This is a genomic window from Streptomyces sp. NPDC002057 (assembly GCF_040296665.1).
Classification (GTDB): Bacteria; Actinomycetota; Actinomycetes; order Streptomycetales; family Streptomycetaceae; genus Streptomyces.
The window spans coordinates 45,815-71,805 of the sequence record NZ_JBEOXR010000038.1 but is presented as its reverse complement, the minus strand read 5'-3'; the positions used below and the strand labels follow the sequence as shown (position 1 = coordinate 71,805).

Annotated in this window: 14 protein-coding genes and 1 tRNA gene; 8 read left to right on the top strand and 7 right to left on the bottom strand. The window is 73.9% G+C overall.

Translation table 11 applies throughout. The features are described 5' to 3' along the window. The first annotated feature begins 120 nt into the window (after window positions 1-120). From ABT129_RS26035 to ABT129_RS26025, 3 genes are read left to right on the top strand one after another with little or no spacing between them, the layout of a single operon-like run. The gene (locus ABT129_RS26035; RefSeq protein WP_351906204.1) at window positions 121-1,797 is read left to right on the top strand and encodes an NAD(P)/FAD-dependent oxidoreductase; all 1,677 of its coding nucleotides are present in this window, start codon (window positions 121-123) and stop codon (window positions 1,795-1,797) included. Next, complete coding sequence (locus ABT129_RS26030; protein WP_351906201.1) at window positions 1,794-3,335, top strand: ATP-binding protein; 1,542 nt, start codon at window positions 1,794-1,796, stop codon at window positions 3,333-3,335. The genes ABT129_RS26035 and ABT129_RS26030 overlap by 4 nt, the downstream gene beginning before the upstream one ends. Beyond that, entirely contained in the window at window positions 3,332-3,685 is a 354-nt protein-coding gene (locus tag ABT129_RS26025; protein WP_351906198.1) for a UBP-type zinc finger domain-containing protein, read from the top strand. The genes ABT129_RS26030 and ABT129_RS26025 overlap by 4 nt, the downstream gene beginning before the upstream one ends. 42 nt (window positions 3,686-3,727) lie before the next feature. Here the strand turns inward: ABT129_RS26025 and ABT129_RS26020 are convergent, their stop codons facing one another. Beyond that, complete coding sequence (locus ABT129_RS26020; RefSeq protein WP_351906196.1) at window positions 3,728-4,789, bottom strand: polysaccharide deacetylase family protein; 1,062 nt, start codon at window positions 4,787-4,789, stop codon at window positions 3,728-3,730. Between the two features lie 443 nt (window positions 4,790-5,232). Here ABT129_RS26020 and ABT129_RS26015 point away from each other — a divergent pair, with 443 nt between their 5' ends. From ABT129_RS26015 to ABT129_RS26000, 4 genes are all read left to right on the top strand, one after another. Then, the gene (locus ABT129_RS26015; protein ID WP_351906193.1) at window positions 5,233-8,457 is read left to right on the top strand and encodes an AMP-binding protein; all 3,225 of its coding nucleotides are present in this window, start codon (window positions 5,233-5,235) and stop codon (window positions 8,455-8,457) included. 440 nt (window positions 8,458-8,897) lie between these two features. Then, complete coding sequence (locus ABT129_RS26010; protein WP_351906190.1) at window positions 8,898-11,996, top strand: non-ribosomal peptide synthetase; 3,099 nt, start codon at window positions 8,898-8,900, stop codon at window positions 11,994-11,996. Further along, complete coding sequence (locus ABT129_RS26005; protein ID WP_351906187.1) at window positions 11,996-17,962, top strand: non-ribosomal peptide synthetase/MFS transporter; 5,967 nt, start codon at window positions 11,996-11,998, stop codon at window positions 17,960-17,962. Before ABT129_RS26010 ends, ABT129_RS26005 begins: the two co-directional genes overlap by 1 nt. A gap of 162 nt (window positions 17,963-18,124) precedes the next feature. Then, the gene (locus tag ABT129_RS26000) at window positions 18,125-19,840 is read left to right on the top strand and encodes an RICIN domain-containing protein (RefSeq protein WP_351906184.1); all 1,716 of its coding nucleotides are present in this window, start codon (window positions 18,125-18,127) and stop codon (window positions 19,838-19,840) included. 187 nt (window positions 19,841-20,027) lie between these two features. Here ABT129_RS26000 and ABT129_RS25995 read toward each other — a convergent pair. Beyond that, window positions 20,028-20,101: transfer RNA gene (locus ABT129_RS25995), tRNA-Pro, on the bottom strand. A gap of 576 nt (window positions 20,102-20,677) precedes the next feature. Between ABT129_RS25995 and ABT129_RS25990 the strand changes: the two genes are divergently transcribed. Beyond that, the gene (locus tag ABT129_RS25990; protein ID WP_351906181.1) at window positions 20,678-21,886 is read left to right on the top strand and encodes an acyl-CoA dehydrogenase family protein; all 1,209 of its coding nucleotides are present in this window, start codon (window positions 20,678-20,680) and stop codon (window positions 21,884-21,886) included. A gap of 83 nt (window positions 21,887-21,969) precedes the next feature. Here ABT129_RS25990 and ABT129_RS25985 read toward each other — a convergent pair whose 3' ends face one another. Genes ABT129_RS25985 through ABT129_RS25965 form a run of 5 tightly spaced genes read right to left on the bottom strand, consistent with a single transcriptional unit; the run spans window position 21,970 to window position 25,701 of the window. Beyond that, the gene (locus ABT129_RS25985) at window positions 21,970-22,542 is read right to left on the bottom strand and encodes a GAF domain-containing protein (protein ID WP_351906178.1); all 573 of its coding nucleotides are present in this window, start codon (window positions 22,540-22,542) and stop codon (window positions 21,970-21,972) included. Continuing rightward, window positions 22,539-23,162, bottom strand: a complete 624-nt coding sequence (locus tag ABT129_RS25980) for a GTP-binding protein (protein ID WP_351906175.1) — start codon at window positions 23,160-23,162, stop codon at window positions 22,539-22,541. Before ABT129_RS25980 ends, ABT129_RS25985 begins: the two co-directional genes overlap by 4 nt. Then, window positions 23,140-23,511, bottom strand: coding sequence for a DUF742 domain-containing protein (locus tag ABT129_RS25975; protein ID WP_351906172.1), 372 nt, complete (start codon window positions 23,509-23,511; stop codon window positions 23,140-23,142). The genes ABT129_RS25980 and ABT129_RS25975 overlap by 23 nt, the downstream gene beginning before the upstream one ends. Next, window positions 23,511-23,945, bottom strand: a complete 435-nt coding sequence (locus tag ABT129_RS25970) for a roadblock/LC7 domain-containing protein (RefSeq protein WP_351906169.1) — start codon at window positions 23,943-23,945, stop codon at window positions 23,511-23,513. Before ABT129_RS25970 ends, ABT129_RS25975 begins: the two co-directional genes overlap by 1 nt. A 7-nt stretch (window positions 23,946-23,952) precedes the next feature. Continuing rightward, entirely contained in the window at window positions 23,953-25,701 is a 1,749-nt protein-coding gene (locus tag ABT129_RS25965; RefSeq protein WP_502981907.1) for a sensor histidine kinase, read from the bottom strand. Window positions 25,702-25,991: the final 290 nt, after the last annotated feature.

Genomic DNA, 25,991 nt, shown 5'->3' with positions numbered 1-25,991 from the left:
CGCCCCCGCCCCGGGCAGCCGCGTGCCGGGGCGGTCGTCCGCGATCGAACCTACGATGGACGGGAGCCGGTGCGAGCAGCCCGTCGTGCCGGTCGCCCCGACCACGCAGGGCGGAGGGACATGGCACCGGCCACCGACGCGACGCGGACCGTCATCCTGACGGTGGACGACGACCCGGGAGTCTCCCGGGCGATCGCCCGTGACCTCCGGCGCCGCTACGGCGGCGCGTACCGGATCGTGCGGGCCGAGTCCGGCGACTCGGCCCTCGACGCGCTGCGCGAGCTGAAACTGCGGGGCGACCTGGTGGCCGTGATCCTCGCGGACTACCGCATGCCGCAGATGAACGGCATCGAGTTCCTGGAGCAGGCCCTCGGCGTGTACCCGGGGGCGCGCCGCGTGCTGCTCACCGCCTACGCCGACACCGACGCGGCCATCGACGCGATCAACGTCGTCGACCTCGACCACTACCTGCTCAAGCCCTGGGACCCCCCGGAGGAGAAGCTCTACCCGGTCCTCGACGACCTGCTCACCGCCTGGCGCTCCAGCGACTACCGGCCGGTGCCCGCCACCAAGGTGGTGGGCCACCGCTGGTCGGCACACTCCTCGTGCGTGCGCGAGTTCCTCGCCCGCAACCAGGTCCCCTACCGCTGGTACTCCTCCGACGAGCCCGAGGGGCGTCGGCTCCTCGACGCGGCCGGGGCCGACGGCCGGCGGCTGCCCCTGGTGATCACGCCGGACGGCACCGCGCTGATCGAGCCCGAGCCGCCCGAGCTCGCGGCCCACGTGGGACTCGCGACCACGCCGACCGCCGACTTCTACGACCTCGTCGTCATCGGCGGCGGCCCGGCCGGGCTCGGCTCGGCGGTGTACGGGGCCTCCGAGGGGCTGCGCACCGTCCTGATCGAGCGCTCGGCGACCGGCGGGCAGGCCGGCCAGAGCTCCCGCATCGAGAACTACCTCGGCTTCCCCGACGGCGTCTCCGGCGCCCAGCTCACCGACCGCGCCCGCCGCCAGGCCGGCCGGTTCGGCGCCGAGATCCTCACGGCGCGCGAGGTCACCGGCCTGGAGGCCAACGGCGCGGCCCGTGTCGTGACCTTCTCGGACGGCTCGACGGTCGCCGCGCACAGCGTCATCCTGGCGACCGGCGTCTCGTACCGGAAGCTCCGGGCGCCGGGCTGCGACGACCTGACCGGCCGCGGGGTGTACTACGGCTCCTCCCTCACCGAGGCGTCCTCCTGCGAGGGCCAGGACGTGTACGTCGTCGGCGGCGCGAACTCCGCCGGACAGGCGGCCGTGTACCTGGCGCGGGGCGCGAAGTCGGTGACCCTGCTGGTGCGCGGGGAGTCCCTGGCGGCGTCGATGTCGTACTACCTGATCCAGCAGATCGAGGAGACGCCGAACGTCACGGTGCGGACCCGGACCGTCGTCGAGGCGGCACGCGGCGACGGCCACCTGGAACAGCTGACCCTGCGGGACGTCGCGACCGGTGCCACCGAAGTCGTCGACGCGCAGTGGGTGTTCGTCTTCATCGGGGCGGCCCCTTTCACCGACTGGCTGGAGGGGACGGTGCTGCGCGACGGCGACGGCTTCATCCTGGCCGGTCCCGACCTCACCCCGGACGGGCGCCCGCCGGCCGAGTGGGAGCTGGACCGGCCGCCGTACCACCTGGAGACCAGCGTGCCCGGCGTGTTCGTGGCGGGCGACGCGCGCGCCCAGTCCGCGAAGCGTGTCGCGTCGGCCGTGGGAGAGGGAGCCATGGCCGTGATGCTCGTCCACCGGTATCTGGAGCAGTCATGAGCGGACAGGTCCTCCCCTGCGACCCTCGGGAGATCGGCTCTCTCTTCCTCTTCGAGAAGCTCTCCCCGGAACAGCTGGCGCGGCTCTGCGCCGAGGGACGGACGGAGAGGTTCGAGACCGGTCCGGTGTACGTCGAGGGTGACCCGGCCACCTGCTTCTACGTCATGATCGAGGGCACCGTGGTGCTCTCCCGCCGGGTCGGCGGCGACGACGTGGAGGTGAGCCGCACCTCGCAGCGCGGGGTGTACGCGGGGGCCATGCAGGCGTACCTGGGCGACCGGGTGCCGCAGACGTACAACAACACCATGCGCGTCACCGAACCCACCCGGTTCTTCGTGCTGCCCGCACAGTCCTTCGCGGACGTCATGCAGGACTGGTTCCCGATGGCGGCCCACCTGCTGGAAGGCCTCTTCTTCGGCTCCAGGAACACCCAGCGGGCCATCGGACAGCGCGAACGCCTGCTGGCCCTCGGCTCGTTGTCCGCCGGTCTCACCCACGAACTGAACAACCCGGCCGCGGCGGCCGTCCGGGCCACCGCGGCGCTGCGCGAGCGGGTGGGCAAGATGCGGCACAAGCTGGCCGTCATCGCCCAGGGCCCCTACTCCCGGGAGGCCCTCGCCTCCCTCATCGAGATCCAGGAACGCACCGCCGAACGCGTCGCCAAGGCACCGGCCCTGACCCCCATGGAGGCGTCCGACCGGGAGGACGAACTCACCGACTGGCTCGACGACCACGGCATCCCGGAGGGCTGGCGGATCGCGCCGACCTTCGTGCAGGCGGGGCTCGACACGGACTGGCTGGAGCAGGTCGCGGCGACCGTGGCCGAGGACATCCTGCCGGGGGCCGTCGGCTGGCTCAACTACACGGTCGAGACAGAGCTGTTGATGGACGAGATCCACGACTCCACCAACCGCGTCTCCCATCTGGTGGACGCGGCCAAGCAGTACGCGCAGCTCGACCGCGCGCCCCACCGCGACGTCGACGTCCACGAACTCCTCGACAGCACCCTGCTGATGCTCTCCGGCAAGATCGGCCCCCGGGTCCGGGTGGTCAAGGAGTACGACCGCTCCCTCCCCGACGTACCCGCCTACCCGGCGGAGCTCAACCAGGTGTGGACCAACCTCATCGACAACGCGGTGGCCGCCATGGGCGGCACCGGCGGCGACGGCACCCTCACGGTCCGCACGGCGCGGGAGGGCGAACGGCTGCTCGTGGAGTTCCGGGACACCGGCCCCGGTGTCCCGGAGAGCATCCGGGGCCGCATCTTCGACCCCTTCTTCACCACCAAGCCGGTCGGCGAGGGCACCGGTCTCGGTCTCGACATCTCCTGGCGGATCGTCGTCAACAAGCACCACGGCAGCCTCCAGGTCGAGTCCGTCCCGGGCGACACCCGCTTCCAGGTACTGCTGCCGCTGACCGCCCCCGAGATCGAGACCGAGACCGAACCCGAGGCCGAGGCCACGACCGAAGCCGAACGGGAGACCGGGACCGGAGCCACGACCGAAACCACGACCACGACGGCCGAGGAGCACGCATGACCGACATCGACGGGATCGACCCCCGCACCGCGCCCAGCGGCACCGGCTGCACGGAGTGCGACGCGGCCGGCGGCTGGTGGTTCCACCTGCGCCGCTGTGCCCAGTGCGGCCACATCGGCTGCTGCGACTCCTCGCCGGCCCAGCACGCCACCGCCCACTGGAAGTCCTCCGGGCACCCCCTGGTGCAGAGCTTCGAGCCGGGCGAGGCCTGGTACTGGAACTACGCCACCGACGCCCTGTACGACGCGGGCCCCGAACTGGCCCCGCCGACGAGCCACCCCACCGACCAGCCCGCCCCCGGACCCGCCGACCGCGTCCCACAGGACTGGCCGAACCGCCTCAACCGCTAGCGCCGTCGCCCGCCGGGGCACGTCACCCGCCGAGCGCCCGCGTCAGCCGGCCGGCTCACCCAGGGCGTCCGCCGACCGGCCGGCCAGCGCGTCCGCCGCCACGAAGCGCAGGTTCCGCTCCAGCAGGCCCTCGATCACGGACGGCAGCGCCGCCACGCTCTGGCGGCGGTCGCCGCCGCCGTCGTGCATCAGGATCAGCGAGCCCGGCCCGGCGTGGTCCAGCACCGTCCGGGCGATCTTCTCCGGGCCGGGCCGGGCCCAGTCCCAGGAGTCGACGTCCCACAGGGCCAGGGCGGGCCCGCCGCGCAGCAGCTCGCTTAGGGCCTCCGGGGTGCGCGCGCCGTACGGAGGGCGGAAGACCGCCGGCACCCGACCCACCGCGCGGTCGAACGCCTCGTCAGTCCGCTCCAGTTGGAGCCGGAACTGGCGCGGGCTCAGGTCCGGCAGGAACGGGTGCGACCAGGTGTGGTTGCCGAGGCTGTGTCCCGCGTCCACGATCCGCCGCACCTCGTCGGGGAGCGCGCGCACGTGGAGGCCCACACAGAAGAACGTGGCGTGCACGCCGTAGCGGGCCAGGATGTCGAGCACCTGGCCGGTGAAGACCGGGTCGGGGCCGTCGTCGAAGGTCAGCGCGATCTCGTGGCGGTCGCGCGGCCCGTGGCGGAACCAGCGCCCCGCCCGGGCGAGTTCGGCCTCGTGCGCGGCGCTGCGTCCGATGCCGCCGTGGTAGTCGTCGTCGCGGCCGGTCTGGCCGCCGCCCTCCGCCGTCAGCGGGGAGAGGGACGCGAGGTCGGTCCTGGCGCGTTCGGCGAGGGCCCGCGCCGGTACGGAGCCGAAGTCGGGCCGCTCGGGGAGGACCCAGGGGTCGGCGCGGAAGACCGTGAGGCCGGCCGCCGTGAGGAGGCCGTCCACGAGGCCGTTGGTGCTCTCCACGACGACGGCGCGGGGCGGCTCGGTCGACGGGCCGGGCGCTCCGAGCCAGGCGGCCAGCTCCGGTACGCGCTCCGCGCCCCAGTGGGTCGGGGCCGTCGCCCGGTTCCCGTCGGTGTCGATGACCTCCACGTCGTAGCCATCGGCTGACCAGGCGATTCCCGCGTACAGCATGGGTTCTTCTCCTCGGGACGGGGTGGGGCGGACGGGCGTGCCGAACAGGTCCGGTGCCGTCCGGCGTGGACGGGTGGGTGTGGAGCGCCCTCGCGGGCGGGCGCGGCGGGGTTCCCGGCGGGCCGGGGTCTCCGTACCGCGGTGGGCCGGGTCTCCGTACTCCGTCCTACGGAGGGGCGGAGGGACTCCGTACGGCGGAGGGCGGGAGCCGGAGTCGCACCAGGATCAACTGACCCCGCGATCCGGCCGAGTTGACCGACCCACCCCTCTGACGAGGGGTTTCGTGCCGCGCTCAGGTCCCGGTGGGGCCCGGCCAAGGCGCCCGATCCCCACCGATGTCCACGAACTCTCCATCATTGCGACACAAGTACGACAGAGGCGCGCTATTGTTCGCATGCCCCGCCGATGGTCCAGACCATACCCAAGGGCAACAATCGCGCGCCATGCCCGTGAACGTCTCCTGTGCCATCACATCCCCGGACCAACTGCCCCCGGGGACACCGCTCTTGGAGGACACCATCAACGCCCAGCCCGCACCGTTGACCGTTCCCGACCTTCTCGACGCCCGGGCCTCGAAACAGCCCGACCGCGTCGCGATCGAGGTGCGCGGCGGCGGCTCGCTCACCTACGGGGACTGGCGCGAGCGGGCCGTCCGGGCCGCCCGGGGGCTGGTGGACGCGGGAGTCGGGCCCGGCGAAATCGTCGCCCTGCGGTTCACCGACCGGGAGTGGGACGGCTACGCGGTCGCGATCCTCGCCGTCCACCACGCCGGGGCCGCGGCGCTGCCGCTCCGCGCCGACCTGGCCGCGTCGGAGGCCGTACGGCTCGCCGGGATCTGCGGCGCCACCACGGTGCTGCGCGGGACCGAACTGCCGCCGCTGGGCGCCGCCCTGGGTGGCACCGACCTGTCGCTCGCCGAGATCGAGGCGGCCGGATCCCTCTCCGGCGGGGCGCTCGACCGCAGGCGTACGGGCCCCGCCCCCGGCGACCTCGCCCAGGTCGTGGGCACCTCCGGCACCACCGGCGACCCCAAGGGCGTACGCGCCTCCCACGCCAACCTCACCGCGGGCCTGAGCCTCAACCCCCGCCCCCGGCCCTACGCCCACTCGCGCCACGCGCTGCACTCCTTCCCCATCGGCACCAATGCCGGTCAGGTGATGCTCATCAGCGCGCTGACCGGCGCCCCCACCACCGTGGTCCTCCCCCGTTTCGACGCCGACGAGTTCGGCCGGGCGATCGAGGAACGGGGCGTCGGCACCGTCTTCCTCGTGCCGTCGATGGCGATCGAACTGCTCAACTCCGGTGTGCCCGACCGGTACGACCTCTCCGGCGTGCTCCTGCTCAGCTCCTCCGCCGCCGCCCTCCCCTCCCCCGTCGCACAGGCCCTCGCCGAGGCACTGCCGAAGGCCACCGTGGTCAACGTCTACACCTCGTCCGAGGCCGCCCCCGCGCAGCTCTCCGCCGTCGTAGGCCAGGCCCCGCCCGGCGCGGTGGGCCGCCCCACCGACCCCCGGGACCTGCGCGTCCTCACCCCGGACGGCGCCCCCGTGCCGACCGGCGAGACGGGCGAGATCTGGCTTCGCCAGCCCGGGCCCCCGCGCTCCTACGCCGGTGACCCGGCCGCCGGGACCACGGTCTTCCGCGACGGCTGGGTACGGATGGGAGACCTCGGACGGCTCGACCGGGACGGCTATCTGCACCTGGTGGACCGCGAGAGCGATGTCATCAAGTCCGGCGCCCTCAAGGTCTCCACCCTCCGGATCGAGGACGCGCTGCACGAGCACCCGGACGTCGCGGACGCGGCCGCGCTGGGTGTGCCGCACCCGGTCATGGGGGCCGTGCCGGTCGCCGTCGTGGTCCCCGCCGCCAGTGGTCTGGACCTCGACGCGCTCCGGCTCTTCCTCAGCACCCGCCTCGCCCGCGCCGAACTGCCCGTGCGCGTCCTGCTCGTCGACGACCTGCCGCGCAACGCCTCCGGCAAGGTGGTCAAGCACCGGCTCCGCCCGCTCTTCGCGACGGACCAGGAAGCCCCGTCGGGCACGGCGGCCGGGGACCCGGCCGCCGTCCGGCCCCCCGGCACACCCACCGAACTGCGCCTCGCCGCGATCTGGCAGGAGGTGCTGGGCCGCCCGGTGCGGGACGCGGCCGACGAGTTCTTCGCCCTCGGCGGCGACTCCTTCCGCGCGGTGCACCTCGCCGGCGTCGTGGCCGACCGGTTCGGCGTCGACGCCGGTGTCGACCTCGTCTTCGGCCGCCCGTCGCTGCGTGCCCAGGCGGCCTGGCTGGACGAGGAGACGGCCCGGGAAGGGGACCGGGCCCCCCGCGACCCCGAGGACCTCACCGCCGGGGGCCGCGCGCCCGGCCCGGAGCTCCCGCCCTATCTGCGCGCCCTGCGGGCCCAGGACCACGAGGTCCCGCTCACCAGCCAGCAGGAGAACTTCCTCGCCTGGATGGCCGAGGAGGACGGCCGCGACGTCGGCGCCGTCACCGCCCTCTTCCGTGTCAGCGGCCCCCTGGACCGCCCCACGCTCGGCCGCGCCCTGTCCGCGCTCGTGGCCCGCCACCTCGCCCTGCGCACCCGGTTCGTCCCCGTTCCCGGCGGCGTACGCGGCCTCGCCCGCACCGTCCTCGACGAGGAGCCGCGCAGCCGGGTCACCCTGCGCGACGCCCCCGGCGCCACCGACGACGAGGTGAACGCCCTGCTCGTCGAGGAGCGCGACCGTCTCACCGACCTGGCGGTCGACCCGACGGCGCGGCTGCTCGTCGTCTCCCGGGGCCCCGAGGACCACGTCGTCCTGCTCGCCGTGCACCACATGGTCGCGGACGGCTGGTCGATCGGCGTCCTGCTGCGCGAACTCGGCCTCGCCTACGACGCGCTGCGCCGGGGCCGCACCCCCCGGCTGCCCGACCCGGACCTCTCCTACCAGGAGCTGGTGCGCTGGGCCAACGACCGGTGGGAGAACGGCCGGCGGCACTTCACCACCGCGCTCGCGGGCGCCCCGTCCGCACTCGATCCCTTCCCGGGCCGGCGTGCCGTCGACCGCGTGCACACCGTCGCGCATCCCTTCGCGGTCGCGTCCGGTCCCGCCGGACGGCTGCGGGAGCGGGCGCACGCGCTCGGCGTCACCCCGTTCATGGCCGTCGCCGCCCTGTGGAGCGGACTGCTCACGGCCCGCGCGGACCGCTCGGACCTGGTCCTCATGACTCCGGTCCCGGGCCGGACGAGGGCCGAGGCCCAACAGGCCGTCGGCTGTCTGGTGCAGTCCCTGCTGGTACGCGTGGACTGTTCCGGCGGCCCCGGCTTCGCCGAACTGGCCGAGCGGGTCCGCCGGGCGACCACCGGCGCGCTCGACCACCAGATGTACCCGTACGCCGAGTTCACGCCGCACGTCGTGGCGTTCCCGGCCTGGCTGCGGTACGAGAGCTGGGCGGCCGACGCCCATCTGCCCGGAGTGCGCTGCGAGCCGTGGGAGCTGCCGCGCGGCACCACCGTTCCCTGGCCGCTGCCCGGCGGGGACCTCGGGGTGCCCGAACTGACCGTGGTCGAGCAGCCGGACGGTTCGCTGAACTGCTGGATCCAGTACAACGCGCTCGCCTTCGAGGAGCCGGTGGTCACCTCACTGGCCGACGACTTCCGCGCGGCCCTCACCACGGCCACCGCCCCCTGACACCCGCCATGCCCCGCGCCCCGCGCTGACCACCGCCCGGCACATCCCCCGTCCCGACACCGGCCACCGCACACCGAAGACCCGGCACCCACCCACGGACGCGGCCCACCTCCGCCGCACCCCGCCCGCCGTCAGCGCCGACGCCGGGTCCCGTCCCCGTGCCGTCGTCCCGCCCTGCCCCGCCCGCGTCGATCCGCGCCCGGCAGGAGCGGGAGCCCCACCGCGCTCCCGCACGCGCCCCCAGCTCCACGGCCTCACGGCTTCACCACCCACCGGGTTCACCGCGTTCACCGCTCCACCCGCTCACCGCACCACCGGGTTCACCGCACCACCGCTCTCGCCTCCCACCCGCTCTCGCGTTCCACCACTCTCCCGTCCCACCCGCTCTCCCGTTCCACTCGCGCCACGCCTCCCGGCGCCGACCAGACCGAGGAAGACCCGTGACCAGCACCCCCGCCAGCGCCGCCCAGCAGGGCATCTGGATCAACGAGCGGATCGCGCCGCTCGGCTCCGTCCACCACATGCCCTTCGCCGTGCACTTCGAAGGCCCCCTCGACACCACCGCGCTCGCCGCCGCCTGCGCCGACGTGGCCGAGCGCCACCCGGCCCTGACCCTGACCGTCGGGGAGGAGGACGGCGTCCCCCTCCTCGCGCCCGGCCCGGCGCCCTCCCTCTCCGTACGCGACACCGGACCGGAACGGCTGGCCGCCGAGCTGGCCGCCGGGAGCGCGGAGCCGTTCGACCTCGCCGCCGGACCCCCCGTACGGTTCACGCTGCTGCGCACGGACCCGACCCACGCCACCCTGCTGGTCGTCGCGCACCACATCGCCTTCGACGGCACCTCCACCGATGTGCTCCTGACCGACCTCGCGGCCTGCTACGCCCACCGCACCGGCGGCGCGCCGGCCCCGGCCGCCCCCGACGGACCTTCCCTCCACCACGCCGCCGACCTTCCCGAGCCCGAAGCCGGCGCGGTCGCGGCGGCCTCCGCCCACTGGGCCGGCCGCCCGCTGCCCGACCCCACCGTGCTGCTGCCCGGTCTCGACGCCGGCCCCGGCGGCGCCGACGGCGCCGGCCCCGGCGCGGCCGTGGACTTCGACCTCGACCCCGCGCTCCGCGCCGAACTCGCCGACACGGCGGGGAAACTCGGCGTCACCTTCTTCGAACTGCTCCTCACCGCCGTGCACACCCTCCTGCTGCGGTACGGGAACGAGCGCCCCGCCGTCACCGTCGGCCTCGGCACCCGCGCCCCCGGCACCGCCGACCGGATCGGCATGCACGCCAACGAGCTGCCCGTGGTCACCGCCCCCGCACCGGACACGCCCTTCGCCGAGTTCGCCCGCGCGGTCCGCGCCGAACTCCGCGGCTGCTCCCTCCACCGCCGCGTCCCCCTGTCCCGCGCCGTCCCGGGTATGCGGCCCGGCCTCTCCCTCGCGCCCGTCATCGTGACCTACCGCAGCCGGATCGCCCCGGTCGCCTTCCCGGGCGTACGGGCCACGACCGACTGGACCCTCTTCCCCGGCACCGCGCGCGGTGCCCTCCGGTTCCACGTCCTCGACGGCCCGGACCGGCTGCGCGTCCTGCTCACGCACCGTACGGACCTGCCCTCCCCCGTCCGGGCCGACCGGGTCGGCGCCCATCTGCGCCGGCTGCTGGCCTCGATCGCCGCCGCCCCCGGCACCGCCCTCGCGGACCTGCCGCTCCTGGACGAGACGGAACGCGCCCCGCTGCGCGGACCCGAGCCCGCACCCGACGCCGCCACCGCCACGCTGCCCGCGCTGCTCGCCCGCTCCTTCGCCGCGCACGCCGCGCGGCCGGCCGTCACGGACGGCGAACGGACCCTGGACTACGCGACGCTGGCCACCGCCGCCACCGGCCTCGCCCGGCGGCTCACCGCCGCCGGGGTCACCCCCGGCACCGTGGTCGCCGTCTGCGCGGAGCGCTCCGCCGAGATGGTGGCCGCCGTGCTCGCCGTCACCCTCGCCGGGGGCGCCTACCTGCCCGTCGACCCGTCCTATCCGGCGGAGCGCGTCTCCCTGGTGCTCGCGGACGCCGGGACCCCGTTCGCCCTCGCCCAGCGGAGCACCGCCCACCTGGTCGAGGGCCACGGGCGCACCCTGCTGCTCGACGACCTCCTCACCGGGGAGGCGACCGGCGGGGCCGACGGCGCACCGCTGCCGCTCCCCTCCCCCGACGACCTCGCCTATCTCATCTACACCTCCGGCTCCACCGGACGCCCCAAGGGCGTCGAAGTCCCCCACGGCGCCCTCGCCCACCTGCTGCTGGCCTTCCGCGACACCCTGGCCGCCGGCCCCGACGACGTCTGGCTGGCCGTCACCTCCCTGGCCTTCGACATCTCCGCCCTCGAACTGCTGCTGCCGCTCGTCACCGGCGGCCGGGTGGTGATCGCGCACGAGACGGAGACCCGCGACGGCCGCGCCCTCGCCGCCCTGGTGGAGCGGCACGGCGTCACCCACGCGCAGGCCACCCCGTCCGGCTGGCGGCTCATGCTGGACGGCGGACTCGCCGCGCCCGCCCTCACCGCCCTCACCGGCGGCGAGGCCCTGCCCCTCGCCCTCGCCCGCCGGCTGCGCGAACGCGTCGCACGGCTCTGGAACGTCTACGGGCCGACCGAGACCACCATCTGGTCCACCGCCGCCGAGGTGCCGCCCGCGCCCGACGAGGTCACCGTCGGCCGCCCCATCGCGGGCACCACCGCGCTGGTGGTCGACCCGGCAGGACATCCCGTACCGCACGGGGTCGTCGGCGAACTCGCCCTCGGCGGCGCGGGACTCGCCCGGGGCTACCGCGGCCTGCCCGAGCGCACCGCCGAACGCTTCGTCACCGACCCGGTCACCGGCGTCCGCCACTACCGCACCGGCGACCTCGCCAGGGTCCGGCCCGACGGCGCGCTCGACTGCCTCGGCCGCCACGACGACCAGATCAAGCTGCGCGGCCACCGGATCGAGCTCGGCGAGATCGAGGCCCGTCTCCAGGAACACCCCGCCGTGACGGCCGCCGCCGTCGCCGTCCGGGGCGACGACGGCGATCCGGTCGGCCGGATGCTCGTCGCGTACCCGGTCTGGCGTCCGGAGGCCGCCGTGCCGACCGGCGCCGAGCTGCGCGCCTTCCTCGCCCGGACCCTTCCGGACGCGATGGTCCCCGGCGTCGTCCACCCGCTCCCGGCGCTCCCGCTCACCCCCAACGGCAAGACGGACCGCGCCGCCCTGCCCGAGCCGGCCCGGGGCACCCCGGAGAGCGCGGCCCCGCAGGACGCCCCGGCCGCGGACGACGGATGGGAGGAGCTGGCCGACGAGATCGCCGCCATCTGGTGCGAGGTGCTGGACCTGCCCGCCGTCGGCCGGCACGACGACGTCGTCGACCTCGGCGCCCACTCCCTGACCATCACCCAGGTCGCCGCCCGCATCCGGGACCGCCTGGGGGTCGACGTACCCCTGCACGTCTTCTACGAGGAGCCCACCACGGTGGCCACGGTGACCGACGAGGTCGTGCGCGAACTGCTGGCGGAGGAGGCGTGATGGACCCCCTGCACTCCCCCGCCCCGGGCGCGCTCGCGCCCACGGCCGCCGCGGCCTTCCCGTCCCTCTCCGCGCCGACGGCGCCCGCGCCCACGGACCCCGTCCCCTCCGGACCCGAGCCCCTCGCCTCCTCACGCGCGGCGACCGTACCGGCGCCCGCCGCCGCCACGGGTCCCGCCCCCGTGGCCACCGCGCCGCCCGGGCCCCAGCCCCGGCGGGCGCTCAGCGGTGACCAGCGCGCCCTGCTCGCCCGGCGGCTGCGGGAACGCTCCGCCGCCCGGCCCGCCGGCATCCCGGCGCGCCCGGACGACGTGCCCCCGCCGCTCTCGCTCGCGCAGGAGCGCCTCTGGTTCGTCGAGCAGCTGACCCCCGGCACCGCCGCCTACGTCCTGCCCACCGCCGGACGGCTGCGCGGACCGCTCCTGGCCGGACCGCTCGCCGAGGCGCTGCGCCTGATCGCCGTCCGCCACAAGACCCTTCGCAGTTCCTTCCCCGTCGACGAGGACGGCGCGCCCCGGGTGCGCGTCGCGCCCGCGGACGGTTTCACCGTGCCCTGGCGCACCCGCGACCTGACGGACGTTCCGGCCGGGGAGCGGGAGGCCGCCGCCCGTGCCGCCGTCGAGGCCGAGGTGGCGCGCCCCTTCGACCTCACGGACGGGCCCCTGCTGCGGGCCCTGCTGCTGCGTCTCGCCGACGACGACCACGTCCTGGTGATCTGCCAGCACCACCTCGTCGGGGACGGCTGGTCCGCCGGGGTGCTCCTGGACGAACTCCTCGGCGGTTACGGGGAACTGGCCCGGGGAACCACCCCCGCCCGGCCCCCGCTGCCCGTCCGCTACGGCGACTTCGCCCACTGGCAGCGCGAGCGCCAGCACCTGCCCCGGGCCGCCGACGAGCTGCGGTACTGGTGCGAGGCCATGGCCGGGGTCCCGCCGCTCGACCTGCCCACCGACCGGCCGCGCCCCGTGCTGCCCGGCCCCGGCGGAGCGACCCACGCCTTCCGGCTCGACGCCGACACGTACCGGGCCGTCCGCGCGCTCTCCCGGGCCCGGGGCACGACCCTGTTCATGACCCTGCTCGCCGCCTTCCAGGTGGTGCTCGGCCGCTGGTCGGGGCAGCGGGACTTCGCCGTCGGCACCCCGTTCGCCGGTCGCCCCACCGAGGCGACCGAGGACCTGATCGGTCTGTTCAGCACGATGCTGCCGATCCGGGCCGATCTCACGGCACCCGCGCCCGAGCCCGATCCCGGGCCCGTGTCCGAGCCAGCGCCAGGCGCCGGGACGGCATCCGACGACGGTGCCGGACCCGACTTCGCCACGGTCCTCGACCGCGTCCGCACCGCAGCCCTCGGTGCCCAGCAGCACCGCGAGACCCCGTTCGAGCGGTTGGTCGAGGCGCTGGACCTGCCGCGCGACCTCGGCCGTCCGCCCCTCTTCCAGGTCTCCTTCGCGCTCCAGAACCACCGCGCCCAGACCGTCCGCCCCCACGACCTGGAGTGGCGGACCTTCCCCTTCGACGGCAGCGGGGTCCACCTCGACCTCGGGCTGTACTGCACCGAGACCGAGGACGGCCTCGACGCCTTCGTCACCTACCGCACCGACCTCTGGGACGCCGCCACCGTCGCCCGCCTCGCCGGGCACTGGCAGCGCGTCCTGGACCGGGCCGCCGCCGAGCCGCACACCCCCGTCGGCGCCCTCGACCTCCTCACCCCCGGCGAACGCGACCAGGTGCTGTACGGGTGGAACGACTCCGGCACCGCCCACCCGGTCGCCGAGACCCTCGCCGGGGCCGTCACGGCGCAGGCCGCCCGTACCCCCGACGCGGTCGCCCTGGTCCACGAGGACCGCACCCTCACCTACGCCGAACTCGACCGCCGGGCCAACCGGCTCGCCCGGCTGCTGCGCACCGCGGGCGCCGGACCCGACCGGCTCGTCGGCGTCTGTCTCGACCAGGGCCTCGACCAGGCCGTCTGCCTGCTCGCCGTGCTGAAGTCCGGTGCCGCGTACGTACCGCTCGACCCCGAGCAGCCGCGCGAACGCCTCGCCCACATGCTGACCGACTCCGCGCCGGTCGCCCTCGTCACCACCTCCGTACGGCGGTCGCTGCTGACCGCGTCCGACGCGCCCGTGCTGCTGCTCGACGGGCTCGCGGACCGGCTCGCCGCCGTCCCCGACACCCCGCCCGACGGTGGCGCGGGACCCGACGACCTGGCGTACGTGATCTACACCTCGGGCTCCACCGGCACCCCCAAGGGCGTGGCCGTGCAGCACCGCCAGGTGCTCACCTATCTCGCCGGAGTACGCCGGCGCTTCGCGGAGGCGGGGCTGCCGGACGGCGCCCGCCACGTCCTGCTCCAGTCACTCGCCTTCGACTTCGGCCTCACCACCCTCTACCTCGCGCTCACCACAGGCGGCACTCTGCACCTGCTGCCCCCGCGCACCCCCGGCCCCGAGCTGGCCGCCTACCTCGCGGAGCGGCGCGTCGACTGCGTCAAGCTCACCCCCTCCCATCTGGCCGCGCTGAGCGCCGAGGTGGACGACCCGGCGGAGCTGCTGCCCCGGCGGCTGCTCGTCCTCGGCGGCGAGGCATCCGGCTGGGAGTGGGCGCGCCGGCTCGCCGCGGCGGGAGCCCGTACCGGCTGCCGGGTGGTCAACCACTACGGGCCGACCGAGGCCACCGTCGGCGCCACCACCCACCTCGTGGACCCGGACCGACCGGCGGCGGGACCCACCACCCCGATCGGGCGGCCGCTGCCGGGCGCCCGGGTCTATCTGCTCGACGCCCGCCGGCAGCCGGTGCCCGCGGGGGTGCCGGGGGAACTGTGGATCGGCGGCGACCGGCTGGCGCGCGGCTACCTGGGGCTGCCGGAGCTGACGGCCGACCGCTTCCGCGCCGACCCGTTCGCCCGCGACGGGGAGGCCGGGGGCGGCGGCGGTACGCCTCGGATGTACCGCACCGGGGACCTCGCCCGGCACCGCTCCGACGGCACGATCGAGTTCCTCGGCCGCGACGACCACCAGGTGAAGATCCGTGGCTACCGGGTCGAACTCGGCGAGGTGGAGGCCCATCTCGCCCGGCTCCCCGGGGTCGCCCAGGCCGTGGCCGCCGCCCGGGGCCCCGCAGGCGAGCTCGTCCTCGTCGGCTATCTCGTCCCCTCCGCGGACGAGGCTCCGCCCCCGGTCGCCGAAGTGCGCCGTCTGCTGGCCGAGAAGCTGCCCGACTATCTCGTCCCGTCCCGCTTCGTCGTCCTGCCCGACCTGCCCCGGCAGGCCCACGGCAAGGTCGACCGGCGGGCCCTGCCCGAACCCGGCGCGCCCGGGCCCGGCGAGGGCGCCGTCTGGACGGCTCCCGCCACTCCCACGGAGGAGGCCGTCGCCGCCTGCTGGGCCACCCTCCTCGGTCTCGAACGGGTCGGCGCGCAGGACGACTTCTTCGACCTCGGCGGTCACTCCCTGCTGGCCATCCGGATGGTGGCGGGGCTGCGCAAGGTGCTCGGCCCCGAGGCCCGGATCACCCTCATGGACGTCTTCCGGGAACGGACCGTCGCCGCGCTCGCCGCGCTGGCCGACCGCTCCGGCTCCGAGCGCGGACCGAGCCGCCTCCTGCACGAGCTGACCCCGCGTCAGCCCGCCGACCGCGTCACGCTCTCCCTGGTCTGTCTGCCGTACGGCGGCGGCAGCGCCGTCGTCTACCAGCCGCTCGCGGACGCGCTGCCGCCCGGTGTCGCCCTGCACGCCGTCGCCGTTCCCGGGCACGACCTCGGCATGTCCGAGGAGTCGCTGCCGCTGGAGGAGGTGGCCCGCCGCTGCGCCGAGGAGGTGCTGAGCGGGGTGGCCGGACCGGTCGCGGTGTACGGGCACTGCGGGGTGGGCGCGGCGCTCGGCGTCGAACTGGCCCACCGGCTGGCGGCCGCCGGCCGGGAGCCCACCGCCCTCTACCTGGGCGGGATCTTCCCCTTCGCCCGGCCCACCGAGGGCCTGCTCGGTCTCCTCGCCCGTTTCTCCGTGCTCGACCGGCGGCGCAGCGGACGGCTCCATCTGAACTGGCTCCGCTCGATGGGCGCGGACCTGGAGGGCCTGGACCCGGAGCAGTTGGCGACGATCGTGCGGAACGTGCGGGAGGACTCCCGCGCGGCCGAGGCGTACTTCACGGAGCGGCTGGCGCGGCCCGCCCCCGCGCTGGCGTCCCCGGTGGTCTCGGTGGTCGGCTCCGCCGACCCGGGGACCGAGTTCCACCGCGAGCGGTACCGGGAGTGGGGCTTCGTCGGTTCCACCACCGCCGTGGCCGTACTCGACGAGGGCGGCCACTACTTCCTCAAGCACCGCGCCGGGGAACTGGCCGAGATCGTCACCACCGTCCACCCGGCGGTCGTGGCCTCGCGCGCCGGAGCAGGCCCGGAGGGCGCGTCCGGACCCGCCGCGGCCACGGACGCCGTGCGGGCCGAGAGGGCTGCGGAGGTCCCGGAGCCCGCCGGCGCCGAACACTCCGAACACCCAGAACACCCCGACGTCACCGCCCTCACCCGTGCCCGCCGCCCCGCGCGCGCCACCTGGTGGCTGGACGGCGTCCATCACGCGCCCGCCGCGGGTGAGCGCCCGGGCGCCCCCGCGACCCGTCGCGACACCCGCCGGTTCGTGGCCGTCGCCGGCTCCCAGATGATCTCGCAGACCGGTTCGGCGCTGACCGAGTTCGCCCTGCCGCTGTGGATCTACCTGTCGACGGACTCGATCGCCTGGTTCGGCCTCTTCGCCGTCCTCGGCATCGTGCCGGGGCTGCTGGCCGCCCCCGTCCTCGGCAGCCTGGTGGACCGGGTCGACCGCCGCCGGGTGATGCTGGCCTCGACCCTGGTCTGCGGCTCCTCCGAGGCGGTGCTGGCGCTGCTCCACGGGTTCGGGAGTCTGCGGTCCTGGCACGTCGGGGTGCTGATGGCGATCCTCTCCGTCTCGCTCACCGGGCAGCGGCTCGCCTTCCAGTCGTCGATCCCGCAGCTCGTGCCGAAGCGCTATCTGGGGCACGCCAACGGCGTCGTCCAGATCTCCGGCGGCATCGCCCAGGTGGTCGCGCCGCTGGCGGCGGTCGGTCTGCTCGCCGTCATCGGTCTGGGCGGCGTGCTGCTGATCGACGTGGTCAGTTACGGGGTGGCGGCGCTGGTCCTGCTGACCGTCCGCTTCCCGCACACGCTGGGCGCCCGGCGGCGCGAGACCCTGAAGCAGGAGATCGCGGCCGGGTTCCGGCTGGTCTGGCGGCGGCCCGGCTTCCGGGCGATGCTGTTCTTCTTCGCCGTGCTCAACCTCTTCCTGCCTGTCCTCTTCCAGCTCGTCTCACCGCTGGTGCTCGGGTTCTCCGGGCTGGGCACGGTGGCGACGGTCTCCCTGGCGGGCGGGCTCGGCGCGATCACCGGCGGCCTGGCGATGGGTGTCTGGGGCGGGCCGCGCCACCGCAGGATGCGCGGGATGCTGCTCGTGGTGCCGGTGCTGGCGTTCTTCTCCGTGGTGACCGGCTCGCGCCCCGATGTCCTGGTGGTCTGCGCGGGTGTGTTCGGGATGTCGGCGTCGCTCTCGCTGCTCAACGGCATCTATCTGACGATCGTCCAGGTGAAGGTGCCGCAGCGGTTCCACGGCCGGGTGATGGCGCTGAACCAGCTCGTCGCGTGGTCCACCCTGCCGGTCGGCTTCCTGCTGATCGCACCGTTCGGCAGCCGGTTCCTGGAGCCGCTGATGGCGTCCGGCGGCGGCCTCGCCGACACCGTGGGCGCCGCCCTGGGCACGGGCGAGGGCAGGGGAATCGGTCTGCTCTACGTCCTGCTGGGGGCCGCGATCCTGCTCCTGGGAGCGATCTCGCTCCGGGTGCGGGTACTGGCCCGGTTCGACCGGGAGGTACCGGACGCGCAGGCGGACGACCTGGTGGGCCTGGCCGCCCTCACCTCCGACCGCCCGGCCGCCCCCCGGCCCCCACGGATCGTCTGAACGGGCGTCCCGCACGCGGTTCGAACGTACGAGAGAACGCGATCGGACCGCGTGCGGGACGGAGGGAACGCCCTCCGCACCCCCTGTGCAGACCCTGTGACCTGCGTGAAGACCTGGCGAAGAAGATGATCATGGGGAGCGGGCGCGGCTTAGCCTGCCCAAATGAAACTCATGTTCGGACGAAGAAACCGCCTCGCCCCGCTCGCGCTGGGCGCGGCCCTGGCGGCCTCCCTCCTGCTTCCCGCCCAGACCGCCCGGGCCGCCTCGGGCCTGGACCCGTTCACCGCGAACTTCAAGCTCACCCGCGTGGACGGCGACAAGACCGCCCTCATCGATTCCGCCGAGGCCGCCGGAGTCGCCAGGGCCTCCGTCACCGACGTCCTGGGCACCCGCACGGGACGCCCGGGGCTGTGTCACGCCACCGCGCTGAACGGCGCCCTCAAGCCCGACGGCTTCTGCTGGGACGACGAGGACGACCGGTCCAACTACGCGGACGGCGGCGGCGGCTGGATGCCGCAGGGCTTCGCGGGTTCGCATGCCGCCACCGCCGACGGGCTGTATGCGGGCCGCTCCCTCACCGCCACCTCCTGGTACCACGGCACCTACGTGAAGGACCGCGTTCCGACCACCGTGGAGGACTACGCGCGGGTCACGATCGCGGAGTCGGCCGGCGGCCAGGTCAAGTACGGGCACATCGCGCTCGTCGAGCCGGTCGGCGGCAACTTCAAGCCCCTCGAGTACATCTCGCACGCGGACGGCGTCGCCTGGTACGGCAACCGGCTGTTCGTCGCCAACGGCGCGGAACTCCAGGTCTTCGACCTGACCCGCATGTGGCGGATGAACGACACCACGAGCGCCCTCACCCGCCTGAACGCGGGCAAGACCTCCGCCCGCTACCACCTCTGGGCCATGCCGCTGGTCGCCCGCTACAGCACCATCAGCAGCGCCGCGGTCGACAACGCCGGTACGGCCTGGCTCAACAACAGCCCCCGCGCCTGCGGCCCGTCCGTCAACAGCGAGCTGTGCCTGAGCAGCCTGAGCATCGACCGCTCCGGCGCGACACCGGCCCTCGTCTCGGTGGAGAACAGGAGCGGCGCGGGTGCCCGCATCGTCCGCTGGCCCCTGTCGGCCCTCGGCACCGGGCTTCCCGCCACGGTCGCCTCGGAGACCACGGGCTACACGTCTCCCGTGTGGGGCATCCAGGGCACGGCCACGGACGGCACCAGCTACTACATGAGCGGCACCTGCCCCACGTACTGGCCGGGCGGCACGGAGCTCTACTCCTGCGTCCACGTGGCCAAGCCCGGCGAGGCGCCGCACGTCCTCACCCAGGCGCCGCAGCTGACCCAGGGCCTCTCCTGGGACCCCCTCGCCAAGCGGCTCTGGGGCGCCAACGAGGCGCTCGTGGACGCCGGCGGACCGCGCAGGGTCGTGTTCAACATCCAGCCCGACGCCGGCAAGCCCGTCGACGGCTGGAGCTGGCTCACCAACTTCCACGTGGCCGGCTCCGTCTGCGCGACACCCCAGGGCAACGGCACCGCCAACGGCACCCCGATCACCGTGTGGACCTGCACGGGAGCGGAGACCCAGCGCTGGAAGTACGAGAACGGCCTCATCGTCCACAAGCCGAGCGGCAAGTGCATGACTCCCGAGGCCAACGGCGCCAACACCAACGGCGCACTGCTGACCCTGTGGACGTGCAACCCCGCCAGTGACGTCCAGCGCTTCTCCCCGTCGGCCGACGGCAGCGCCGTCAACGCCTACGGCAAGGCCATCACGCCGAAGGGCAACTCCCTGGGCAACGGCGTCTGGCTGACCCTGTGGACCAAGGGCAGCCCCACCTCCGACGTCCAGGACTGGGTGGTGAAGGGCTTCTAGCCCCCACCCCTCCCCCGACACCACCGAGGGGCCGGCCCACACCGGGTCGGCCCCTCGCCGTCAGGATCGGAGTTCGGGACGCCCGTCGGGCCGGTCGAGCACGCTGATCACCGACCGATCCCCGAAAACGCGTCAGGGGCCGTTTCAGATTGCTCTGAAACGGCCCCTGACCTGCGACTTCGAAAAGTCGGGACGACAGGATTTGAACCTGCGACCCCTTGACCCCCAGTCAAGTGCGCTACCAAGCTGCGCCACGTCCCGTTGCCCGTCTGACCTGGGGTTTCCCCCGGCTGGACGCGCATGAGAACAATACCGCACTTTCACTGGTGGTCACGAACCCTTTCCCCGCTCCCGGAAACCGGGGCGCGCGGAGTCGAGCGTTCACTCTCCGTGACGCGCCGGGGCGCCGGGGTGTGCGCTCGCGCGCCGCCTCCGGGGGCTCGAACACGGGGTCCGGCGGGTCGTGGGGGCGTGCCGTGCGGGCAGGAAGGTGGTCGGAGGACTTCCGGAATTCCGCCCCTCTGAGGATGAAGGTGCTCATGTGCCGAACGGGCCGACCTCATGGCCATATGCCCGGGCCTCCGTTGCCGCTGGCATGTGGCAGAAAGCTGCCTTCGCGGAATGTCCGGCGGACGAGGGTGATCATGCCGAGACCATGACAACCACAGTCGGAATCAATCGTCAACCACTCGGGTTTCGGACAAATCTCGTGGCGATATTGATCCGTCCCCGAAAGATCAACACCATGAGGTGGTCGGCCTGTTCGGGACGGGACCACTGCCGATGCACCACCTGACCGGACAACCGATCAGGCGTTTCGCAGGGGAGGAACTCCGGATGGACGGCTACTTCAGCAGTCGACTGCATCATCAGCTCAGGGAGACGGTCCGGGAGTTCGCAGAGCGTGAGGTTCGGCCGCGGATAGCCGAGATGGAGGCGAACCGCACGGTCCACCACGAGCTGTCCCGGCTGATCGCCGGGCAGGGCTGGCTGGGCGCGACCATCCATCAGGAGTACGGCGGCATGGGCGCCGGCCACCTGGCCAAGACCATCATCATCGAAGAGCTGTCCCGGGTCAGCGGCGCCATGGGCGCCATGGTCCAGGCCTCCCAGCTGGGCACGGCCAAGATCGTCCACTTCGGCAGCGACGAGCAGCGCAAGACCTGGCTCCCGGCGATCGCCGCCGGTGAGTGCCTGCCGACCATCGCGGTCACCGAGCCCGAGTCCGGCGGCCATGTCCTGGGCATGAGCGCCAGCGCGGTCCGGGACGGCGACGACTACATCCTCAACGGCAGCAAGGTCTACGTCGGCAACAGCCACGTCGGGGATCTGCACGGTGTCGTGGTCAGGACCGGTCCCGGCTCGAAGGGACTCACCGCCTTCCTGGTCGAATCCGATCGTCCGGGGTTCAGGACCGGTCCCCAGCAGCCGGCCATGGGGCTCCACGGCTTCAGCTTCGGCGAGCTGATCTTCGAGAACTGCCGGGTTCCGGCCTCCAACCGGCTCGGCGACGAGGGCGACGGCCTCTCCGTCGCGTACTCCTCCAGCGTGCTCTACGGGCGGGCCAACCTCACCGCCGTCTCGCTCGGCATCCACCAGGCGATCCTGGAGGAGACCACCCGGTTCGCCTCCGAGCGCATCCGGTACGGCAAGCCGCTCCACGACCTCCCCACGGTCAAGCTCAAGCTGGGCCAGATGCAGTCCCGGCTCATGACCGCCAGGCTCGCCGCGTACCACGCCGTCCACCTGCTCGACCAGGGACTCTCCTGCGACACCGAGCTGATGAACGCCAAGCTCGTCAACGTCGAGTCGGCGATCGACTCCGGGCGCAACGCCATGGAGATCCACGCCGCCGCCGGTCTCTTCACGGACCGGGCCATCGAGCGGTACCTCCGTGACGCGCACCACATCTTCGCGCCGGCCGGCACCTCCGACATCCAGCTCCTGCGACTGGCCGAGGTCGCCCTCGGCCAGGACAAGGGCAGCTGGTCGGAGCGCCTCTCCGAGCTGGTCCGCACGCCGGAACCGGAGCCGGCGCACGCCTGACGCACCCCGGGACGGAAGGAGCCCCGGTACGGCGACGGCCGTACCGGGGCTCCCCGCGCGTCCGACCGGACGCCCGGCGTCCGTCAGAACATCCCGTCCTCGCGACGGTGGATCTGCTCCACCAGCTCGGCCGCCATCGCCTTGATCGTCTCCAGACCGGCGCGGCCCCACGGCCGGACGTCGGTGTCGACCACGCAGATGGTGCCGAGCGCCACACCGGTGCGGTCGATCAGCGGCGCGCCCATGTAGGAGCGGATGCCGATCTCGTCCACGACCGGGTTCCCCGCGAAGCGCGGGTAGTCGCAGACGTCCTCCAGGACGAGCGCCTTGCGCCGGACGACCACGTGCGGGCAGTAGCCGTGGTCACGGGCCATGAAGCGGCCGACGCCGCCGGAGCCCGCGGCGGCCGCACCCAGGTCGCTGCCCGAGTGGGTGCCCTCGGGGGTGTGCAGGCCCGCGAAGAACTGCCGGTTCTCGTCGATGAAGTTGACCATCGAGAACGGGGCCCCGGTCACGTCCGCCAGGCGGTGGGCGAACTCGTCGAACGCCGGCTCCGGCCGCTCCCCGAGACCCAGCTCGCGCAGCCGCTGCGCGCGGACGGGCGCTTCCTTGTCGATGGGGGTCAGCAGGAGGTGACCGGTCGGGTCGTAGGTCATGGCATGGCTCCGTAGCTCGGCACGGTGTCCGGGATGGTGGTGAGCAGATGCTGGACGAGGGTCAGCAGGGTGCGGATGCCCGAGCTGGAGATCCGGGCGTCGCAGAGGACGACCGGAACGTCCGGCTTGAGGTCGAGCGCGGACCGGATCTCGTCCGGTTCGTAGCGGAAGGCGCCGTCGAACTCGTTGACCGCCACGACGAAGCGGATGCCCCGCCGTTCGAAGAAGTCGACGGCGGAGAAGCACTCCTGGAGCCTGCGGGTGTCGGCGAGGACGACCGCCCCGAGCGCCCCTTCGGAGAGCTCGTCCCACATGAACCAGAAGCGTTCCTGGCCCGGGGTGCCGAAGAGGTAGAGCACATGGCGGTCGTCGAGCGTGATGCGGCCGAAGTCCATGGCGACCGTGGTCGTGGTCTTGGACTCCACGCCCTCCAGGCTGTCGGTGGCCGCGCTGACCGAGGTCAGCAGCTCTTCGGTGCTGAGTGGTTCGATCTCGCTGACCGCGCCCACGAGGGTCGTCTTGCCCACGCCGAATCCGCCCGCCACCAGGATCTTGAGAGCGGTGGGGAACGGGTCGGTCGCGAAACCGTCGTGGCGCTCAGAGCCGTTGTCGTAGGCCATCGAGCACTGCCTCCAGCAAGGAACGGTCGGTTGGATTGGCGTGGAAGCGGGGCGCGCGGGCGGTGAGCGCCCCGCAGTCCACGAGGTCGGAGAGCAGGACCTTGGTGACCACGGCCGGGAGCCGTAAGTGCGCCGCGATCTCGGCCACCGAGGTGGGGCCGTCGCACAGCCCCAGGGCCAGGCTGTGCTCGGGACCCATGTGTGTCTGGGGTGACGATCCGGTCGCCATCACCATCGACAGCAGGTCCAGCGCGGTCGTCGGCTTGGTCCGGCCACCGCTGACGGTGTACGGGCGGATCAGCCGGCCGGCCGCGTCGTCGAGCCAGGGCCCTTCCTGGGGTGACGTCATCACTGCCCGATGCCACCCACCACGCCGGCGGCCTGCCGGGCGGGGGTGACCAGGTACGGCCGGACGCTCTTGACGAGCATCGCCATCTCGTACCCGAGGACCGCGGCGTCCGCCTCGCGCCCGGCGAGGACCGCCAGGCAGGTGCCGGAGCCCGCGGTGGAGACGAAGAGGAGGGTGGAGTCGAGTTCCACGACCACCTGACGGACCTCGCCGCCGTCGCCGAACCGGGCGCCGGCGCTGCGGCCGAGCGAGTAGAGCCCGGAGGCGAGGGCCGCCATGTGGTCGGCCGCGTCGGGGTCGAGGCCGTGGACGGATTTCACGAGGCCGTCGGAGGAGAGCAGGACCGCGTTGCGGGTGTAGGGGACCCGCTGGACCAGTCCGCTCAGCAGCCAGTCGAGGTCCGAGGAATGGCCGGTCGGCACATTGCTCGCCATGGTGCATCTACTCCTTGTGCGCGTCGCCGGGACGCGGCGATTCATGGGGGGCGGACTGGGACTCGGCGAGACCGATGCCGCGCTGGAACGCGGCCATCAAGCCGGGGTCGTGCAGGGCGTGCTCCTCGGGCTTGCGGACCACGGGCTCGTCGCGCAGTTGCGGGACGATGTGCTCCTGGGCGCGCCGCTTGGGGAGCAGGGGCCGGCCGGGGGCCTCGGGCGCCGGGGGAAGCGGCGACATGAGGGAGGCCGGCGGCCCGCTGTGTTCCGCGCCGGCCGAACGGGCCGGTGCGGCGGGCGCGCGACCGGAGTCCGCGTACCCGTTCGACGGCCCGCCGGTACCGGGGTGGGCGAGCGGGTGGGGGGCCGGGGGCTCCTCGTGGCGGACGGCGGTCCGCTCGGGGGAGGCCACGGCGTACGGTGCGGGTCCGCCGTCGGCCGGCGTGTTCATGGCCATCGGCGCGGGCGCCTGGGGGTGGACCGGTGCCGGTGCCGTCATCGGTACCGGCATGGGGGCCTGGACCGGGGCGGGCATGGGGACGACGGGCGCGGGGTGCGCCGGCGCGTTCCCCTGCGGCTGCTGCGTCGGCTGGGGCTGCAGTTGCACCTGGTTGGGCGGGACCGCGGCGGAACCTGCGGTCGCCGCCGCCTGGCGCTCGTGGTGGGCCAGGCCCTCGGGGTCGGCGCCGAGGAGTCCCTGCGGCAGCACGAGGACGGCCTGGACTCCGCCGTAGATGTTGGACTGGAGGCGTACGGCGATGCCGTGCCGGCGGGCCAGCGCCGAGACGACGAAGAGTCCGATGCGGCCGTCCTGGAGCAGGTGCGCGACATTGACCTGGTCGGGGTCGGCGAGCAGCGCGTTCATCTTGTTCTGCTCGGTGACCGGCATGCCGAGGCCGCGGTCCTCGACCTCGATCGCGAGTCCGGCCGTCACGTACTGCGCGCGGAGCAGCACGGTGGTGTGCGGCGCGGAGAACAGCGTGGCGTTCTCGACGAGTTCGGCGAGGAGGTGGATGACGTCGGCGACGGCGTGGCCCCGGAGCGTGCCGTCGATCGGCGGTACGAGCTTGACGCGCGGGTACTGCTCGACCTCGGCGATGGAGGAGCGCAGCACCTCGGTCATGGTGACCGGGTTCGACCACTGGCGGCGGGAGATCGCGCCACCGAGGACGGCGAGGTTCTCGGCGTGGCGGCGGATGCGGGTGGCCAGGTGGTCGACGTGGAACAGGCCCTTGAGCAGCTCCGGGTCCTCGACCTCGTTCTCCAGCTCGTCGAGGAGCTGGATCTCGCGGTGGACCAGGGACTGCAGGCGCCGGGCGAGGTTGACGAAGACCTCGACCTTCTGTTCGTTGCCGACGCTGCTGGAGAGCCGGGACGCCTGCACGACGGCTGCCACGGCGCCCTCGTGAGAGCGCGTCAGCTCCTGGGAGAGCAGGTCGAACTCGTCGCCGGAGGCGGCGGTGGTCGGCGGGGCGGGGCGGGGCGCGATGCCCTCCCCCTTGCGCAACTGTTCGAGGATCGCTCGGAGTTCGCTCTGGCTGCGGGCGCTGGACCGGCGCAGCGAGTTGCACCGGTCGAGGACCGCCTTGGCGGCCCGGTCCGCGCCGAGCGCGGCGGCCGTCACGGAGGCGACCGTGAGGGCGGCGGCGCCGGTGAGCGCGGCCCAGAGTCCGGGCGTCGGGGTGGCGCCGGTGGAGCGGATGGTGAAGAGCACGGCCGCTGCGCCGCCCAGTGCCACCGCGACGGCGGGGAGCACGGAGCTGCGCAGGAGCTGGGGGCGTATGCGGGCTTCCGTCGTGTGCGGCGCGGGGGGCTGCGCCGGGGGGTTGCCGCCGGCGCCGGGGGCTGAGCGGGCGCCTGACCGGCCGTGCCGCCCGCCCTCGCGTCGATCGGACCGCGAGGCGGGTGCGCGAAGTTGAGACATGAGTGTCCTTGGTACGTACGTGCCCAGGAATCGGCGTACTGCGGGGAGCGGAGGAGGTGGACTTCGGGGGGGGGGTTCAGGGGGTGGTTCAGGAGGTGGACGACAAGGATGGAACGAGCCTA

Excerpts from the sequence above, each read along its gene's own strand:
- ABT129_RS26000 (WP_351906184.1), top strand. The coding sequence starts at position 18,125 with ATGAAACTCATGTTCGGACGAAGAAACCGCCTCGCCCCGCTCGCGCTG.
- ABT129_RS25975 (WP_351906172.1), bottom strand. The coding sequence starts at position 23,511 with ATGACGTCACCCCAGGAAGGGCCCTGGCTCGACGACGCGGCCGGCCGG.
- ABT129_RS25990 (WP_351906181.1), top strand. The coding sequence starts at position 20,678 with ATGGACGGCTACTTCAGCAGTCGACTGCATCATCAGCTCAGGGAGACG.
- ABT129_RS25970 (WP_351906169.1), bottom strand. The coding sequence starts at position 23,945 with ATGGCGAGCAATGTGCCGACCGGCCATTCCTCGGACCTCGACTGGCTG.
- ABT129_RS25985 (WP_351906178.1), bottom strand. The coding sequence starts at position 22,542 with ATGACCTACGACCCGACCGGTCACCTCCTGCTGACCCCCATCGACAAG.
- ABT129_RS26015 (WP_351906193.1), top strand. The coding sequence starts at position 5,233 with ATGCCCGTGAACGTCTCCTGTGCCATCACATCCCCGGACCAACTGCCC.
- ABT129_RS26025 (WP_351906198.1), top strand. The coding sequence starts at position 3,332 with ATGACCGACATCGACGGGATCGACCCCCGCACCGCGCCCAGCGGCACC.
- ABT129_RS26030 (WP_351906201.1), top strand. The coding sequence starts at position 1,794 with ATGAGCGGACAGGTCCTCCCCTGCGACCCTCGGGAGATCGGCTCTCTC.
- ABT129_RS26020 (WP_351906196.1), bottom strand. The coding sequence starts at position 4,789 with ATGCTGTACGCGGGAATCGCCTGGTCAGCCGATGGCTACGACGTGGAG.
- ABT129_RS26005 (WP_351906187.1), top strand. The coding sequence starts at position 11,996 with ATGGACCCCCTGCACTCCCCCGCCCCGGGCGCGCTCGCGCCCACGGCC.
- ABT129_RS25980 (WP_351906175.1), bottom strand. The coding sequence starts at position 23,162 with ATGGCCTACGACAACGGCTCTGAGCGCCACGACGGTTTCGCGACCGAC.
- ABT129_RS26035 (WP_351906204.1), top strand. The coding sequence starts at position 121 with ATGGCACCGGCCACCGACGCGACGCGGACCGTCATCCTGACGGTGGAC.